A 16,074-nucleotide genomic window follows, 5' to 3' on the forward strand; every position below is an offset into this window, starting at 1 on the left:
TCAACTCTTCATCTGGGCGCCAAGCACGGGTGGGGTGGACTTGTGCAGAGCATCCTTAACGCGGCAACCGAACGAGATTGACCCGATCACCGAACACCTGACGCACGCGCGGCAGCAAGTGGTCGTGGTGACTCAGAAACAGCACCTGAGTCTTGGTGGAGAGCTCACGCAGCGCTTGCAGACCTGCGGTCGAGCGTTCGTCATCGAAGTTGATGAACAAATCATCGGCGACGAAAGGCAGCGGCTTGGACTGCGCTAGGTGCAGTTCGAGCGCGGCAAGCCGTAGCGCCAGGTAGAGCTGATCGCGCGTGCCTTCGCTCATGCCAGCTACCTCGACTTGGCGGCCGTCTGCGCGCAGGGCCGACAGGCTGAGCGGCGTGCGCTCGTAGTCGACAAAGAGCTTGCTGTAGTGCCCTAGCGTAAGCTGGGCGAAGATTGCCCCCGCCCGGGTCAGCATCGGCCCTTGCTGCTGCTCGCGGTAGCGGTCGATGGCCCAGGTCAGCAGCGTGGCGGCGGTCTCCACCTTGATGTAGCGCTCCGATGCGTCGGCCATCTCGGCCAGCGCTTCCTGGCGCCGCGACTCAGCGGCCGCGGCCTCTTGTCCTCCCGCAATCGCCTTCAGGTCCTGATCGGCGCGCACGCGGGCTTCGGCCAGTTGGGTCAGCTGAGGCTGGGTCTGCTCCAGCGCATCGGACGTGCGCGCCAGCGCTGCCGTGAGCGCAGTCAGGTCACAGGCATCGACTTCGCCCAGCACAGTGTCCAGCCCCAGGCCATCCGAGTCCTGCGTCAGTCGTTGTCGTGCCTGTTCGATTTGCAGATGGAGCGCTCGCCACCGGTCTGAGCGTTCAACGAGCGACCCCACCTCCTCCAGCACATCGATGCCCGCCGCCGCCAGCAGAGGCGCGACCTGGGCCTGAACGTGTTCGACCGTCTGCTGCGCCTGCCGCAGTTGCCCGGCGGCATTGGCCAGCGACTCATCCGCCGCCTGCCGACGCTGCACGGCCGCTTGGGCCTCGGCCAGCCGCACGGATAGCTCTGCCGCCACCTGGTCAGGCGCCGTGCCGCACCGGGCCGGCTGCTGTAGCCGCACCAAAACCGCATCGGCCAGCGTGCGAAAGCGGTCGAGATCGGCCCGCATCGGATCAATGCGATCTTTCTGGGTCGCAGCGGCAGTTGTCAGGTGGGTCCGTACGATGTCCACCTTGGACAGCGCCTGCTCGGCGTCGTCCACCGACTGGACAAAATCACTCAACCGGGCCGTGGTCAGGGCCTGACGCCACGCGTGCGCCCAGGCGTCATGCGCGGCCTGTGCAGCAGCCGACTTGGCCTGCAACTCATCCAGGGCCGCACCCGCCGCGCTGATCTGCGCCTGCAACATCGTGCGCCGCGCCGCGGCGGCCTCTGCGCCGGTCAGAAACTGCTCGGCTTCGGTGATCATGGCCACCAGCGAGACGTCCGCCGCCACGACCCAACTGGCCTTGGCCAGCTCCTCCCTCAAGCGTTGGGCGGCACCGTCTGCGGCGGCCGCTTCTCGCGCCCGCTCGGCCTGTTTTTGCGCCACCAGCGACGCCGCGTGCAGGATGTGCTCGCGCCTCGAGAACCAAGACGGTGCATCACCCAGCGCCAAGCCCGCCACACCGACCGACTGGCACAAATGCTGCCAGTCAGCATCCAGCGCGGCTAGCGCCGCCCGCTTGTCGGCCACCGCGCGCGTGCGCTGCTGGAAATCGAGCTGGGCCCGGTCCACTTGCTGGCGAAGGCTCTGGAGCTCTGCAGCTTCCGTGGCCGAGTCGAGCTGAGTGTCGGCCAGTTCGTCAGACAAGAGTATGGCCGCCTCCAGTGCCGCCGCCCCGATCGCCAGGGTCACTTCGCCCTGCTTGATCGACGTCCACCGGGCATCGCGCGCTTGCCGTGCATCGCGCACCTCCACACCCGTGACAATGTGGCGCGCCTGCGCATACTGAGCGGCCGCCAGCGTCGAGGTCTCAAGCGTTTGCTGCGCCTGCGCAGCCAACTCGGTGGCGGCATCAAGCGCCGACTGCAGCCGCTGTCGCTCGCTGCCCAATTCGTTCAGTCTCGCCATCGAGATCGATGTGGTGGCCTGTATCGCCTCCAGGCCCAACATGGGGGGCTCCAGACGGCCAAGATGGTCGCGCAGGGCACGCTGCGCCTCCTGAACCGCCTGTCGCAACGCCGCCTGGGTGGCCGCGCTGTGCTTATAGCCCTGGGCGTCGGACACGGCATGGCGCAGGGACGCGGTGACCACCATCACCGGCATGGCCGTCAGCTCCATCTGCGCCGCCTCGGTCTCGGACTGCTTGTCCCTGAGCGCCTGTTGCGCGTTGGCCTGGGCCTGGCGAATCTGCCCGTGCGAGACAACCAGCCGCTGCACCTCGCGCAGCTGAATCGTCGTCGGCAGCACGCTGTCAGTCAGCGCAGCGATGTCGGCGGGCCACCCCAGCTCGAGCGCTGCGGCCTGTGCCAGATGCAGATGGCGCTGCCGCTCGCCCTGCTGCGTGACCAGATCTGCATCGTGGTCCCGCACGCGCTGGCCGAAAGCGATGAGTTCTTCGACCGGGTGCTGCGCATTCAGAATCTGCGTGTCGAGAACGATGGTGTCACGCACCTGGGTGAAATGCTGGACATCAGCTGCCCGTTGCTGCAGGGCCGTGTGGGCCACCGACAGCTCCGAGCGCCCCTTTTGCAAGGTCGAAGCGGCGTCGGCTGGCAGCGCCAAGACCGACCCCAGCGCGGCCAGCTCGTCTTGACACGCCCTGAGCGACTGAACCGTCGGAGCGAGGCGCCGAATCCGCTCCAAGCGCGTACGTTGCGTCTGCAGCGCCGAGCGCTTGTCGCTCACCTCGGCCATGTCGCGCTCCACGTCGGCCAGTCGCTCGCGCGCTTCCGTCCAGCCTTTGGTGCGAACCGTCAGCTCTTTCAGCTCCCGGCAGGCTTGCTCCCAACGGTCGTGGGCCACGTAGTAGGCCCGGCCAGCTGCAGCGCGGGGCGCCCAGAGCTTGTCTGCCTCGGCTGCCAGCGCCTCTTTGACCCGGCCCAGCCCCGCGATGCCGGCGGCTGACTGAAACAGTACCTGACTCACGTCCTTGGACGCATCCAGAATTGTTTGCCCGCCGCGCACTAGCTGCGCATGATCGAGGCCAAACATCTGCTCAAAGAAATCGCGATCCGAGGCACCCAAAAATACCGCCAAAGCCTCGTCCGGCAGAACAGCACCGTCTGGGGTGCGCAGCGTATTTTTGTTGCCCTTGGTGCGGTGGAATTCAATGGCGCGGGCGCCATCGCTCAGCTGCGCACCCAGACGGAGGTCAGGTTGCGGATGCAAAAATGCCATGGCCGCGCTGCGCATCGGGAAACCATACAGCAGCTCGGAAATGGCACGGCGCACGGTCGATTTCCCGGCCTCGTTGGGCCCGACGATGAAGTGAAAATCGTGCGCAGCAGAGGGCAGTACGACCTCCGCATCAGTGAATTTTCCGTAGCGAATGATATTCAGTTGCTGAATACGCATGGTCACTCCTGCTGCTGCAAATGCGCCAGCAGGCCCGGCGACACTCTCTTAATCAGCGCATGCAACTGGCCGTTGCGAATATCATCGATGAGCGGCACCATCGGATGCAAATCAAGCGGGGCTTTGGCCGCGAACGCGGCAAGCTTCTGGCGCAGATGCTCGACAAACTCTGGGTCTACCGCCGCTGTGGCCAATATGTCTTGCAATTCGGCGAAAGCATCGAGCCGCTCGTGCGACTGCTGCGCATCCATGAAGGCCTCGGTGTCGAGCTGAACTTTTTCCAGCCACAGGCGCTCGTGACCGATGCCGGCGATCTGGGCCAGCACCTCGCTGCGCAGCTGCGCCTCGAGGCCGAAGAGCTGGCCGTGCGCGCGGGTGCGGCCGTGTACCGTCACCCGGACAGCCCGCGCGGTTGGTCCCTCGTCCAGCAGCGCCGCCAATGCCTGGCCGATGCACCGGGACACCTCGATCAGCGAGGTACAGGCACTCGCATCCACGCGCACATGCTCCCAGCGCAAGATGTCGATGAAAAGGCGCTCGACCTGCGAGTGACCGCGATCATCCACCGTGACCAGCACCGCGCCCCGTCGACCACATTCGCGCACATGGCGCCCTTGCAGATTGCCGGGGAACACAATCGTGGAAGGACCGGTCCACTGGAAAAACTCATGCACGTGGCCCAGGGCCCAATACTGATAACCCTTGGCGTGCAATTCATCCACGGTACAGGGCGCATACGTGGCATGCGCTGCCGACCCTTCCAGAGCGGTATGCAAGACACCGATATTGTAGTAATTGGACAAAGCCGCCGGGTAGCGTTCGGCCAGATTGGTGGTCGTTTCTTTTTGCTTGAAACTCTGTCCGTGCAAGGCCACCGACAGCCCGTCGATACAAAACGTCTGCGGCTTGCTGGCGGAAAAGCATGACACGTTGTCGGGTAAATCAAGTTTTCGGGTCATCTCGCTTTCGGCATCGTGGTTGCCGAACAGCACATACACCGGGATGCCGGCCCGCTTCAGCCGCCCCATTTCCTTGCAGAAGAAGATCCCCGTGTTGTAGTCGCGCCAAGAACCGTCATACAGGTCACCGGCAATGATCATGAAGTCAACAGCTTCCTCGATGGCCCGGTCGACCAGTGCGGTCAAGGCGTCTCGCGTTGCGCCGCGCAATTGAGCTACCGGTGCATCTGGATATGCTGACAGTCCCTTGAGCGGACTATCGAGGTGGATGTCGGCTGCGTGAACAAACTTCATGGAATTTTTCTTTGGCAGAATTAGTTTCAGATATAAATATTTTTTATTATTTTAATACCCCCCACTTGACCCACTTGTGGCAAGAGGCCGATGGGGCCCGCTGCGTTCGATTCCATCCTCCCCCGACACACTCACCTCGAACGCGGTCATTCTCGTATTCGGCACGGTCACGGAAGGTCGAGGCCTGCCGAGGACCAGCCCAATGCGTGCAAGTTGCACAGACTTGCCAGTTCGCTGGCTTGCTGTTGCTCATGTCGACTCCTTGTACAAAGTCAGGGTTTCACCCCATTCGACCGGTGCAGCCGCCAACTCAGGCAGGACCCACATCACCGGGTAGGGTGGACTTTTCTGGGGCGCACGCCCCTTGCCATCGGTGAGGAAGATCAGCGCATCGGGTGGATCCTGGGCCGCCAAATCAAAGGGCGGGCGCAGATCCGTACCGCCGCCGCCACGCAAGTGCATGCTGGCGAGCGCGCTCAAATCTTCGCCGGATCGGAATGTGCGGGCCCGACGGATACGGGTATCGCATTCGACCAGAGTCAGCTCCAGCGCGTGATCGACGCTCATCAGTTCGGTGATCTCTGCCATGAACAGCGGCAGCAGCCGGCGGGTGCTACCGCTGGTGTCCAGGGCGAGCATCAGACGCAAGCCATCCGGGCGCAGATCTGGCAGCCACAGGCCGCGATGCCAATGGCGGCGAGAGGGGCGCTCCCAGCCGCGACGCCGCGCCTGCCGTCCGAGCACGAAATCCCGCAGCACGACACGCCAAGGCAGTCGGGCCGTGGCAGGCGGAAGATCAAGCAGTTGTGCCAGTCCATCGGGAAGATCACCCTGGTGGCGGTTCTGCTTGAGCGCGTCGCGCAGCCGCTGCTGCCATTGTGCTCGCAGCAGCTCATCCATCGGTTCGCCCAACCCTTTGGGCAGTTCATGCAAATCGAAGGAAGTCGGCAGATCCCGCGTCGATCGGTCGAGTAGAGCGCTGTAGACCTGCTCGGCACTGCGGCCGCGCAGCGAGGGGAAAAGCACGGCACCCGGCGGCAGTTTGAATCCATCCTGGACCAGCAGCCAGTTGACTTCATGGTCGATGGCAAGGTTCCAGCGCCAAGCTTGGCGATTCTGTTGCCGCCCCAGATGCCCGGCGACGCAGTGCCAGACCTCATGCGCCATCACGAACAGACGCTGCGCAGCATCCAGCGTGGCCAGAAAGTTCGGATTGAAGTAGATCCTGCGCCCATCGGTGGCAGCGGTCGGCAGGCGTGGATCGAGGACCAGCTCGACGGCCAGATGCAGCGTCAGCGACGCGGTGAAGGGGTGCCGCAGCAGAAAACGCGAACGATCTTGCTCAAGCTGCTGCAACCAGCGCCGGCGCCCGGCATCGTCCAGCTCGGTAAGGGCAGGATCAGGCGTGCTGCCGCAGGGAATCGGCTTCAACGACGCCTCCGCTGATGTGGGGCAGCCGATGCAGCAGGCAAGGCGTCGTGGGTCACCAGCGCTGCACCATGGTGCTCGGTCCAATGGGTGTAGAGCGGGTGAGAGAACAACGCGCGGGCCTTGTCTCCCTGCGGATCCTCCTGCTCGATATGCTTCAGCGCTGCCACCATCGACATCACCGCAAAGTCGCTGCCAAAGGTCAGCCCGGCGCGCAGGAAATGGGTCAGCCGCAGCTCGCGCTGTTCCTCCGGCCCGCTCCACAGATGCTGGGCCAGTCCGGTGGCCACGGCGTGGCGCAGATCCATGCGCTCGGGCAGGTCAAAGGGAATCTCGCCAAGCAACATCGCATCCAGATCAGGCAGGTCCTGGTGCAGTCGCATGAAGGCGAGGAACTCGGTGGCCGCTGCGGTGCCCACGAGGCCGTGCACCAACAGCTCCAGGTTGGTGGCATCGAGGCCGTCACTGCGGGTCAGCACATGCGCCACTCGCTCCCAGCTGCGCGGACTGGGCCAACCCCGATCGATGCTGCCGCTCATGTCGAGAAAGCAGTGCGGGCGATACTTCAGGAAAGCGATCACCATCGGATGCAGTTCACGCTGCTGCGCCCAGGCGATCCAGCCCGGCAGATCCACCTTGAACTCAAGATGACAGAAGCGGTTGGCCAGTGCGCTCGACAGCGGCTGGCTGACAGCCCGGTCTTCGCGCCGGTTGCCGGCCGCGCAGATCAGCCAGCCGGGTGGCACCTGGTAGAGGTCGCCCAAGCGCCTGTCCAGGATCATTTCGTAAGCGGCCACCTGCAGCATCCGGTCGGCCGAAGTAAGCTCATCGAACAGAAGGATGCCGCGGCTGTTCGGGTCACGCGGCCATTCGGACGACAGCAGCCAGCGCACCTGATCGCCGTGCGGAACCGGCAGACCACGCAGATCCACCGGCTCGCGCTGCGACAACCGGATGTCGATGAAGCCGATTCCCTCCTGTGCGCACAGCTCGCGGATCACCGTGCTTTTGCCGACGCCAGGGGCGCCCCAGATCATCAGCGGCGCCATGCAGGCCGCACCGCCGGGCTGCTCGAGCTGGCGCAACTGGTAACGCAGCAGCTCACGCACCTGCGTGATCGTGGCCGAAGGTGCCAGGGCCGCTTCCTTGCGGGACGAGCTGGTCTCTTCATCCTGTTGCATGAACCGAGGAAAAGACATCAGGCGGCCTTCCAGAGGGTGTGAGGAAAAGGGTGGTCCGGGGTGGATACCGGCTCGAATCTGTCTGGCAGTCGGCCACTCAGGATCAGGATCTGGGCCAGCTGCCCGAACTCGGGGCCTGACAGCAGGGAGTCCCCCTGGTGGGGTGGATCAGCCAGCAGCCGCACCAGATCGCAGCGGACCTGGACCGGGTCGTACCTGATCTGATGAGCCAGAAGCGCCAGGACCTGGCACCGGGGCAGATGCTTGAGCAGAAAGTCGTGGGCAGCCCGGCGCAGCGGGGGATGACAGCGCACCGGTGTGGCGTCGGCTTGCAGCATCTGGATCGAGAGACGAGCCAGATGCTGGCGTGTCAGCAAGGGCATCGGCCTGTGATCGCGAGCATGAACCAGCATCGCTGCGAAGAATTCCGGGAAGGCCGGCTGATCCTGGCCGCTGTGCGTCCACCACTCCAGCATCTGCTCGAGGATGTCGGTCTGATAGCAGAGGTCAGCGGCCATCGCGTCGCCCATCCGGGCAGCCTCGGGAAGATGACGACATCCCTGCCACAGCAGCCAGTCGGCGCGCCAGCCATCTGCACCCAGATCGGATGGCATGCTCCAGCGCCAAGCCAGATGATGACCAGCACGCCGGCGCAAGGAATACACCATCAGCCGATGGGCCAGTCTGCATCGGTGCTTCCAGACCGCGGCAGCGTCGATGCCCGATTGCAACATCTTCAGCAATGTCATCAGCACGCCGGGCAGCAGATCGCTCGTGCACATCGGCAGCACATGACACAGCAAGGTCCAGGCGTTCCGATCACCCGCATCACAGGCCTGCTGCAGCCGCCGAAACGTGCCGTCATCGATTTCCGCCATCTCGACCGCATCGAGTGACAGCGGCACATGCCCGATGCACCAGACCCGCGTGCCTGTCGCCAGAAGGGTCTCCTGCAGATGGAGACAGTGCTCCAGCCGCAGTCGTGAAGGCTGGCGCAGGACCAGCGCCTGCAGGGGGCTGTCGGCCAGATCGATCTGGTCGGCCGCCAGGTCGATCTCCACCGCAGAGCGAGCCCCGCTGCCTCCGCGCAGATCCAGGCGATCGGTGGCAGCCGTGCCGGTGATGTGTGCCAGTTGCCCGCAGCCAGTGATCTCGATGCGACCGACCGGGGCGTGCACCTCTAGCCGCTGCAGCGCAGGAGTCTGGCTGATCGTCAGCCGCTGCAGTGGCATGTCGCAGCGCAGTTGCTGCAACTCCGGAAGATCGATCAGCAACAGCTCCCGCCAGTTGTGGCCATCGGTGGGCTGCAGCACAAGCGAGTTCGAACCCGTCGTTCCGATCACCACCCGCACGTCGTCCTGTCTCGCCTCCGACGGCGTATCAGGCAGCGGGCCGATCCGTGCCGAGCGCCAGGAATCCTCTCGCTCGGCCTGGAGCAGAAACTTGCCGCCCTGCCAGCAGGCGTCAAGCTGCACCAGCTGCGCCTCGATGCGCAGCACGGGCCGTTGCGCTCCCGCATCGATGTGCACGAAGGCAGGGATCGACGCGGGCAGGCGCAGCCAGGCCAGCGCCGGGCAGCCCTGCACGGTCAGATGGATGTCCTCGCTTCCGTCCAGGTCACGCAGGTCCAGCTCCTGTAGCTCCGGGCTGTCGCACAGATCCAGGGCGCGCAGCGTCGGATGAACGATGCGCAGCACGGTGGCCTGCACATCGCAGACCCGTGCGCCACCGGCTGCGTCAGGCTGCGGGCTCAGGATCTGTTCGGTCCGGTGCCGCATTGGCATCAGCCCTGAAGCGGCACCGGCACGGTCTGCTCATGCTCCGCCTTGCCTTGCAGACCGTGGAGCAACTCCCAGACCTCGCCGTAGACATGGGCGCGCTCATAGCCCTGGGTGCGCCAGACCCGGCTCTTGAAGTTGTCGTAGTCCAGCGCCTCGATGGCGCGACTCATGGCCCGCGCCACCGCCTCGCGCGGCGCGCGTGCCCGGTAGCGATAATCGTTGCCCCGGGTGATGACAATCTCGCCGAGCTCCGGCAGCCAGTGCTCGCGCAGGTTCTCCAGGTCGGCCTGATTGCGCGAGCGCACCGTCAGCATGCCGTCGGAGCCATCGTTCGGCTTGCAGACGATGCTGAAAAAACCAATCGGGGTCAGCAACCACATGGGCAGGTCTCCTGTTTCAAAGGTAGAGGTCAGGCGGCACGGCCGCGGCGGGCCCAGCCCATGACGTAATCGCGCTGCTCGGACGTTTCAGGTGATTCGGGTCGGCGCCTCGATTTCGGGCAGGTGGCCCACAGCCGTGCCAGCTGATCGAGTGCTGCCTGACCGCTCAGCCGGTGTTGCTCGGCCAGCCAGCATCCAACGATCACGCCCGTGCGGCCGATGCCGCCCCAGCAGTGCAGGTAGACCTGTCGCCCGGCGGCAAGATGCCGCTCGATCGCGTCGAGTGCACCGTGCGTGACCGCATCGCTGGCGGGCACCGAGACATCAAGAATCGGATGACGCTCGTGATGGATGCCTTGCGGCAGCAGATGGGCGTAAGGCGCAAGCTCGCCGCCCTGGGTCAGGTCGATGAAGGCCTGAACGCCCGCCTCAACCATCGCATTCACCTTGTGACGGGCAGCCTCCTCATCAGAGGCGCCGGGATATTCGCCGGCGTGAAAGCGCCCCGGCAGGATCTCGTAGCTGTAGAAAGTCGGAACGGTCATCAGTGCCTCCAGCGTGGAATCAGTCCAGGGGGTGGACACAGACCTGCGCCGCGGTGACGGTGAAACACAGCCCGTTCTTCTTGATCACGGCTTCCCAGTTCGTGAATCCGGCTGGCGGCCGGTACATGAAGAAGCGCGTGTCGTACTGCCCTTCGACGCCGGTCATCTGGTGCATCGCCGTGGTGGCAGCCGCCTTCACGCCGTCATCGGTCTTGCGCTGCCCCACGTAGAAGTCGTTGCCCGGCCAAGACACATGATCCCAGGCGACCACGCTGAACAGGTCGCAGTCGGAGAAGTCGTCGCCGGCTTCCTCGTAGTCGCGGGGCGCGCAGAGCTGGGGCGTGTCCGGATGATCCTGGAGCGCACGGACCCGGAGCATCGGGGCACCGAACTGGTCTTGGCTGTCGGGCGTGCTTCTGTAGGGATCGAAGCGCACCAACGCCACATGGGTCAGCCGTGCGGCATGCTTGTGCAGCAGGGCCTTCAGTGCGGCGATCAGGTGCGGTTCGATCTTGCCCGAGAAATCTCCTGCATATGCACCGCAGCCCAGTCCCGGCACCGTGATCAGGGCGCGACGACCGCGCCGCGCAGCTTCCTGGTCGGCGTGCAGCAGCACCGGCAGCAGCCGACGCTCGTAGAGCTGGACGAATCCCGGGCCATGCAGTGCGTTGTCGCGCACGACCTCGTTCCAATCCGCTGGCGTGCAGTCGTTGCCGTTGTCCAGCAGCGCACCCGGCGTGAACAGCAGCGTCGCCTCGATCGGTTCGGCATGGATTTTCGGCTGACGATGCGTGCCGTCATCGTGCACCTGCACGGGTATGGCCACGCTGATGTCCCCCAGCAGGCCGAGCTCTCGCAGAGACCAGTCGGAGCCATCCCCGCAGACGGCACTCTCGGCAAAGATCTGGGGCTTGCGGGTCAGGAACAGCGCCTGAAGCATGGGAACCAAATGGTCCGGTGCGCCTGCGGAGCCCAGCACGTCCGCCAGACGGGCGCCGGGTTGGTCTCGGTCTGCGCGCAGATCCTGGGCGTACTGCTGGATCCGCTGCGCCGTCAGATCGCTCAGCAGCACCGTGTAGCGGCGGGTATCGGACATCGTGTTGCTCATGAAGACACCTCTTCTTTGTTGACGAGTGACGCCCCAAGGAAGCCAAAGGGCGAGAGAAACATCGGATTCAGAACGCCAGGCTTGACGTTCGTTCTCATGCGGAGATCGGTCCCGGCATGCGTTCATGGATGCGGCGCAGCAGCTCCAGCGCACCGCCTTGCAGGCTGGGCCCGTGGCCAGGGGGCAGACGCGAGCCGTCGGGGTTGAGCCGGATCCAGCGCATACCGGGCCCCCTGGCGAGGCGCTGGGCAAAGCTGCGCACCGAAACGATGGCCGAGCCCGCGCCGATCTCGAGCACCACCAGGCGGCAGTCCCGGACCTGCGTCAGCCAGTCGTCCAGCGCGTCGGCCTGGCGTTCGAAAGGCGTCGCGACCCAGGCGGCATCGTCGAACATCAGGATGGCCGGCCGCGCCACCGCACCGCAGTCCGGACAGCGCGGCAGCTCGCTGATCAGCCGACACTGGGCCTCGTCCACCTCGGGCTGGAAGCTGTCGGCCGACCAGACCCGCTCGCCGCAGGGGCGACTGCACTGCAGCAGGTGGATCGAGCCATGGCATTCATGCACGTGTGGCAGGCCCGCCCGCTGAAACTGCCCGTCGACATTCGAGGTGAAGACCCGCCCGCCCAGCGCCCGCTCGGCCATCCAGCGCTTCAGCAGCGCAAAGCCCTCATGCGGCACGGTCTGGCGGTACAGCGCCAGGCGATGGCCGTAGAAGCCCCAGGCCACACGCGCATCGCGGCGGAAAGCCGCCGGACTGGCGATGTCCTGGAAGCGCAGGCGCTGGCGCCCCAGTGCCGGATAGGCGCGCCAGAAACCCCGAGTGCCACGAAAGTCAGGCAGGCCGGAATCCACGCCCAGGCCGGCGCCAGCGGCGATCACCAGGGCGTCTGCCGCATGGATCTGCTGGGCGACGTCGTCGATCAGAGGCAGAAGAAGATCGAGATCGGTCACGACAGCATCTCCTGCATCGGGCTGGCACCACGTTCCAGCGGGCCCAGAAAACCGATGCCCCGGTGACTGCGGCCCTGACGCATCTCGCAGATCTGCGTCAGACGCTGGACCAGATCCTGGACATCGCGAGGCGCACTCAGCCGGCCGCCACGCCGCACCGAGGCAAAGTCGCCGGGCGTGAGCTCCTCCAGCGCCGCCACCCGGGCCAGGCTGGTCTCGTCGACTGACCAGCCCCAATGCTGAGCCAGGTCCTGCAGCATCTCGCGCGCCTGGGTCGGCTTCAGCGGTCCGAAGCGGATGCAGACATCGAAGCGGCGCAGGGCCGCACGGTCGACCTGATCGATCAGGTTGGTGGAAGCGATGAAGATGCCGTCGAAGGCTTCCATCTGGGTCAGCATCTCGTTGACCTGCGTGATCTCCCAGGGCCGCTGCGCACCGCGACGATCCATCAGGAAGCTGTCGGCCTCGTCGAGCAGCAGCACCGCACCTTCGCGCCGGGCCTGATCGAACATCTGTGCGATCTGCCGCTCGGCCACACCGACATAGGGCGACAGCAGATCCGAGGCGCGCCGCACCAGCAAGGGCCGGCCGACCTCGCGGGCCAGGTGCCGGCCGAACTCGGTCTTGCCCGTGCCGGGGAGGCCCCAGAAGCAGAGTCGGCCCGCCCCCTCGCGCACCAGGCCGTCGCGCAGCCTCTGCAGGTCGGTATCGGCGTGCAGCCAGTCGATCCGGTATGCGCCCTGGGCGGCGGAGCCGGACGGCAGACGGTCCATCTGCATGGCATGCAGGGTGTTGTTCATGACCTGGGTGAGGATCTGCACCGGCCCCAGGCGGCAGGAATCGGTCCCGGCCACCGTGGCGCAGACACGTACCGCGCGTTCGATGAGCCCCGGCGCCAGGCCTTCGTGGCGCGAGGCCTGCTCGATCCAGGCGGGTGGCAGCGGCAAGGCATGGGTCTGAAGATGCCGCTCCAGCATGCGCCGGCGCACTGCCTGCGGCGGCACCTCCATCTCCAGCACATAGTCGAAACGGCGCCGATAGGCGAAGTCCAGCCCCTGCAGATCGTTGGTCAGCCAGAAGGTCGGCACCGGGTTGTGCTCGAGCGCATGGTTGACCCAGCCCTTGATGCCGCTGCTGTTGCTGTGACGCCCCTGACGATCACTCGACCAGTACTCGAAGACATCGTCGACCTCATCGAAGATCAGCGCTGCGGGGGTCGTGCCGCTCAGCAGGTGCTGCGCGAAGCGGAAGGATTCGAAGCGGGCCTTGCCGCCATGCGGCTTGCCGTCGGGCTGGCGCACCGGGATCTCCAGGGCCTGCAGTCCGGCCGCCTGTGCCAGCACACGGGCCAGTTCGGTCTTGCCCGTGCCGGATCGCCCGTGGATCAGGATGTTGATGCCGCGGCGGCCCTGGCGCACGGCCGCCTCCAGGTAGGTCGACAGGACAACCAGGTTCTCGCGCAGATGAGCGAAGTCCTCCAGACCCAGAGACGAGGCAGGCGCCTGGGTGACGGCGTTCGGGAACAGATCGATCAGATCCTTGTTCTCGACCCACAGCGCTTCCGTCAGGCCGCTCGGCAGGTCGATCTTGAACTCGAAGGTGTACGAGCGAGCATCGTCCATCGTCAGCAGCGCGCAGCGACACAGCCGCGACGTGGCACTGAGCGCCTGCTGAATGTCGGCCGCCGACCGCGACAGACCCGTCGACAGCAGACGCACGGTCTGGGCCCGGTTCAACTCGCCTGCGGCGTTGAGCATCTCATGCAGTTGGCTGCACAGGCGCTGCAGCACGACGAAGTGCAGCAGTTCGCGCTCGACCGCTGTCAGGCCGAAGCGATCGCCAAGGCGGGCGATGTTGATCGCCAGCGTGGTGTCATCAGGCAGTTGGGGCGCAAGGGCTTCGAGCCGGGCGTGGGCATCCTTCAGCGCGGTGATCGCCCGCTCGATGCGCGGCGCCTGTTCGCTCTCGTCGCCGTCGCCGTCACCGACGGGCAGCTCAGCAAGGCTGTCCCGGAGCTGTTGCTCGACATCGTCCAGCGAGAACAGGATGCGCAGGATCCAGAGCTCCAGCACGGGCGCATAACGCTCGTCGAGCCCAAGACTCGCCACGTTGATGAAGGTGAGGCCGTCTGCGTTCGTGTTCATCGTGCGATCCGCTGATGTGTCTATATGTGTCAGTGTCTGCAGAGGTGCGACAGAACACGTCGCACCCGATGCGCGCCTCAATCGGGCTCGAATCGCTCCGTGAACGGCATCACGAACCGTCCGTCGTAGATGTCGAGCGCCTGCTTCAGGCCCTGACGGATGTCCTCGCGCAGCGCCGATGGCGCCAGCACCTGCACGTCCGCGGACCGGCCGAGCAGCCACCAGCGCAGCTCCCAGGTATCGGCCACCGTCACCTGCACATGGCGGCGGCCGTCGTGCATGGACTCGATCTCCTGATCCGGCCCGAGAGGCGCTTCCCGCAGCATGTTGGCCATCATCTGGGAGCAGGCCAGGGACAGGCTCAGGGGCGGATCGTCCGGGCGCATGCCGAACTGGGCCTGACCGCTGGCGAGCCAGTCGTCCAGCGTCCATTCGGGGTCAGGCAGGCTGACCGGCTGACCCGTCGAGCGGGCCCGGCGAAACCGGTGCAGCGCGTAGAAGCCGGGGGGCTTGCGCCAGCCCTGGGAGGCGATCAGATAGGTGATGCTGCCGCGCAGCACCATGCCCAGCGGATGAAGGATGTAGCGCTGCGAGTGCACCCGATCCGGGGTGGTCGGTGACACCCGTGCGTAATAGACCTCGACCTGCTCGCCCTTCAGCAGCGCGTGGGAGAGGGTGTTGTGGATCCTGTCGTCCACCCTGGGTGCGCGCTGCATCAGCCCAGGTGACACCACCCGCACCTTGTCGACCCAGCGTGGCATGCCCGCCGGCCCGTCGATCTTCTTGAGCTGCCGGCGAGCCTCCTCGAAGACGGTCTCGAAGCTGTCGGCCATGTGGCCGGGCAGTGCGGTGCGCAGGTGCTTTTCCGCCAGCGCCACCATCAGCGCCTCGTGGGCATTCATGCCGCCAATGCCCTGGTCTGCCTCGACACCCCACCGCCAGCTGTGCGGCTTGCTGTTCTCGTTGACCTCCAGCGGAAAGTGCTCGCGCAGCATCTGCAGGTCTCGCTGGACCGAGCGGATCGTCACGACATGACCTCGCTCGGCCAGCCGTGTGTGCAGCGTCTGCGCCGACACATAGGAACGCCTGGGAATGGCCTGCAGCAGGTCGAGCAGTCGGGTCAGGGTCTTGGGCTTGGATTGCGCGGGCATGGCGGCGATCTGTCGGTAGGGCATGGGACACGACCCGCGTGCGGGTCACGGTCGGTCGATGCCGTCCGAAAAGACGTCAGCGCCGCACCGATGAATTCGACAGCCCCCGGAGCCGCTGAAGCGGATCGGTGGGGACGGCAGCACAGTGTCTTTGCCCGTCGGCCCGTGTGCCCTGCGCCGCAACATTGCCGCCAGACCGCGCGCCAGAAAAAGAAAAACCCGCTCTCGTCACCGAGAACGGGTTTCAGAAAATCCCTTCAACATCAGGGAAGCCGGTCAGACTTCATCACCCGCATCTCCGAAGAAGGTGGCCTGGTCTCAATCCCTTCAACATCAGGGAAGCCGGTCAGACGTTCACTCGGCGCAATTTTGCGTTGAGCACCTGTCTCAATCCCTTCAACATCAGGGAAGCCGGTCAGACGTACAACCGCCGACTTACCAATGGCAGAAACTGAGTCTCAATCCCTTCAACATCAGGGAAGCCGGTCAGACGCCACCGTCGTACTGCTACCCGCCACGGCGGTGGGTCTCAATCCCTTCAACATCAGGGAAGCCGGTCAGACGCCACCGTCGTACTGCTACCCGCCACGGCGGTGGGTCTCAATCCCTTCAACATCAGGGA

The 16,074-nt window shown here is 65.4% G+C and carries 11 protein-coding genes; all 11 read right to left on the reverse strand.

The features are described from left to right. Positions 1-55 precede the first annotated feature (55 nt). The 11 genes from HNQ01_RS18935 to HNQ01_RS18985 all read right to left on the reverse strand — a co-directional run bounded on the left by HNQ01_RS18935 (position 56) and on the right by HNQ01_RS18985 (position 15,476). Positions 56-3,529, reverse strand: coding sequence for an ATP-binding protein (locus HNQ01_RS18935; RefSeq protein WP_173807061.1), 3,474 nt, complete (start codon positions 3,527-3,529; stop codon positions 56-58). 2 nt (positions 3,530-3,531) lie between these two features. Beyond that, on the reverse strand, positions 3,532-4,782 hold the full coding sequence (locus HNQ01_RS18940) for a metallophosphoesterase family protein (protein ID WP_173807062.1): 1,251 nt from the start codon (positions 4,780-4,782) through the stop codon (positions 3,532-3,534). Positions 4,783-5,031: 249 nt separating this feature from the next. Further along, a complete protein-coding gene (locus HNQ01_RS18945; RefSeq protein ID WP_173807063.1) occupies positions 5,032-6,213 on the reverse strand; it encodes a vWA domain-containing protein in 1,182 nt (393 codons plus the stop codon). Continuing rightward, on the reverse strand, positions 6,210-7,391 hold the full coding sequence (locus HNQ01_RS18950) for an ATP-binding protein (protein WP_173807064.1): 1,182 nt from the start codon (positions 7,389-7,391) through the stop codon (positions 6,210-6,212). The genes HNQ01_RS18945 and HNQ01_RS18950 overlap by 4 nt, the downstream gene beginning before the upstream one ends. 17 nt (positions 7,392-7,408) lie before the next feature. Continuing rightward, positions 7,409-9,169 (reverse strand): hypothetical protein, encoded by a 1,761-nt coding sequence (locus HNQ01_RS18955; protein ID WP_173807065.1) that lies wholly within the window; start codon positions 9,167-9,169, stop codon positions 7,409-7,411. Positions 9,170-9,174: 5 nt separating this feature from the next. Continuing rightward, positions 9,175-9,552, reverse strand: a complete 378-nt coding sequence (locus HNQ01_RS18960; protein ID WP_173807066.1) for a hypothetical protein — start codon at positions 9,550-9,552, stop codon at positions 9,175-9,177. A 29-nt stretch (positions 9,553-9,581) separates the two neighbouring features. Continuing rightward, positions 9,582-10,097, reverse strand: coding sequence for a protein-tyrosine phosphatase family protein (locus HNQ01_RS18965; RefSeq protein ID WP_173807067.1), 516 nt, complete (start codon positions 10,095-10,097; stop codon positions 9,582-9,584). 19 nt (positions 10,098-10,116) lie between these two features. After that, positions 10,117-11,205 (reverse strand): DUF4804 domain-containing protein, encoded by a 1,089-nt coding sequence (locus tag HNQ01_RS18970; RefSeq protein ID WP_173807068.1) that lies wholly within the window; start codon positions 11,203-11,205, stop codon positions 10,117-10,119. Positions 11,206-11,299: 94 nt separating this feature from the next. Next, the gene (locus HNQ01_RS18975) at positions 11,300-12,157 is read right to left on the reverse strand and encodes an SIR2 family NAD-dependent protein deacylase (RefSeq protein WP_173807069.1); all 858 of its coding nucleotides are present in this window, start codon (positions 12,155-12,157) and stop codon (positions 11,300-11,302) included. Further along, positions 12,154-14,301 carry an AAA family ATPase gene (locus tag HNQ01_RS18980; RefSeq protein WP_173807070.1) on the reverse strand — a complete coding sequence of 716 codons (2,148 nt, stop codon included), beginning with the start codon at positions 14,299-14,301 and terminating at the stop codon, positions 12,154-12,156. Before HNQ01_RS18980 ends, HNQ01_RS18975 begins: the two co-directional genes overlap by 4 nt. A 77-nt stretch (positions 14,302-14,378) precedes the next feature. Next, positions 14,379-15,476 (reverse strand): helix-turn-helix transcriptional regulator, encoded by a 1,098-nt coding sequence (locus HNQ01_RS18985; protein ID WP_173807071.1) that lies wholly within the window; start codon positions 15,474-15,476, stop codon positions 14,379-14,381. Positions 15,477-16,074: the final 598 nt, after the last annotated feature.

It is taken from the genome of Sphaerotilus uruguayifluvii, assembly GCF_013294065.1.
Classification (GTDB): domain Bacteria; phylum Pseudomonadota; class Gammaproteobacteria; order Burkholderiales; family Burkholderiaceae_C; genus Sphaerotilus; species Sphaerotilus uruguayifluvii.

What these genes read in the sequence shown, in the direction of transcription:
- HNQ01_RS18935 (WP_173807061.1), bottom strand. Translation starts at nt 3,529, where the DNA reads ATGCGTATTCAGCAACTGAATATCATTCGCTACGGAAAATTCACTGAT.
- HNQ01_RS18940 (WP_173807062.1), bottom strand. Translation starts at nt 4,782, where the DNA reads ATGAAGTTTGTTCACGCAGCCGACATCCACCTCGATAGTCCGCTCAAG.
- HNQ01_RS18950 (WP_173807064.1), bottom strand. Translation starts at nt 7,391, where the DNA reads ATGCAACAGGATGAAGAGACCAGCTCGTCCCGCAAGGAAGCGGCCCTG.
- HNQ01_RS18955 (WP_173807065.1), bottom strand. Translation starts at nt 9,169, where the DNA reads ATGCGGCACCGGACCGAACAGATCCTGAGCCCGCAGCCTGACGCAGCC.
- HNQ01_RS18960 (WP_173807066.1), bottom strand. Translation starts at nt 9,552, where the DNA reads ATGTGGTTGCTGACCCCGATTGGTTTTTTCAGCATCGTCTGCAAGCCG.
- HNQ01_RS18965 (WP_173807067.1), bottom strand. Translation starts at nt 10,097, where the DNA reads ATGACCGTTCCGACTTTCTACAGCTACGAGATCCTGCCGGGGCGCTTT.
- HNQ01_RS18970 (WP_173807068.1), bottom strand. Translation starts at nt 11,205, where the DNA reads ATGAGCAACACGATGTCCGATACCCGCCGCTACACGGTGCTGCTGAGC.
- HNQ01_RS18980 (WP_173807070.1), bottom strand. Translation starts at nt 14,301, where the DNA reads ATGAACACGAACGCAGACGGCCTCACCTTCATCAACGTGGCGAGTCTT.
- HNQ01_RS18985 (WP_173807071.1), bottom strand. Translation starts at nt 15,476, where the DNA reads ATGCCCTACCGACAGATCGCCGCCATGCCCGCGCAATCCAAGCCCAAG.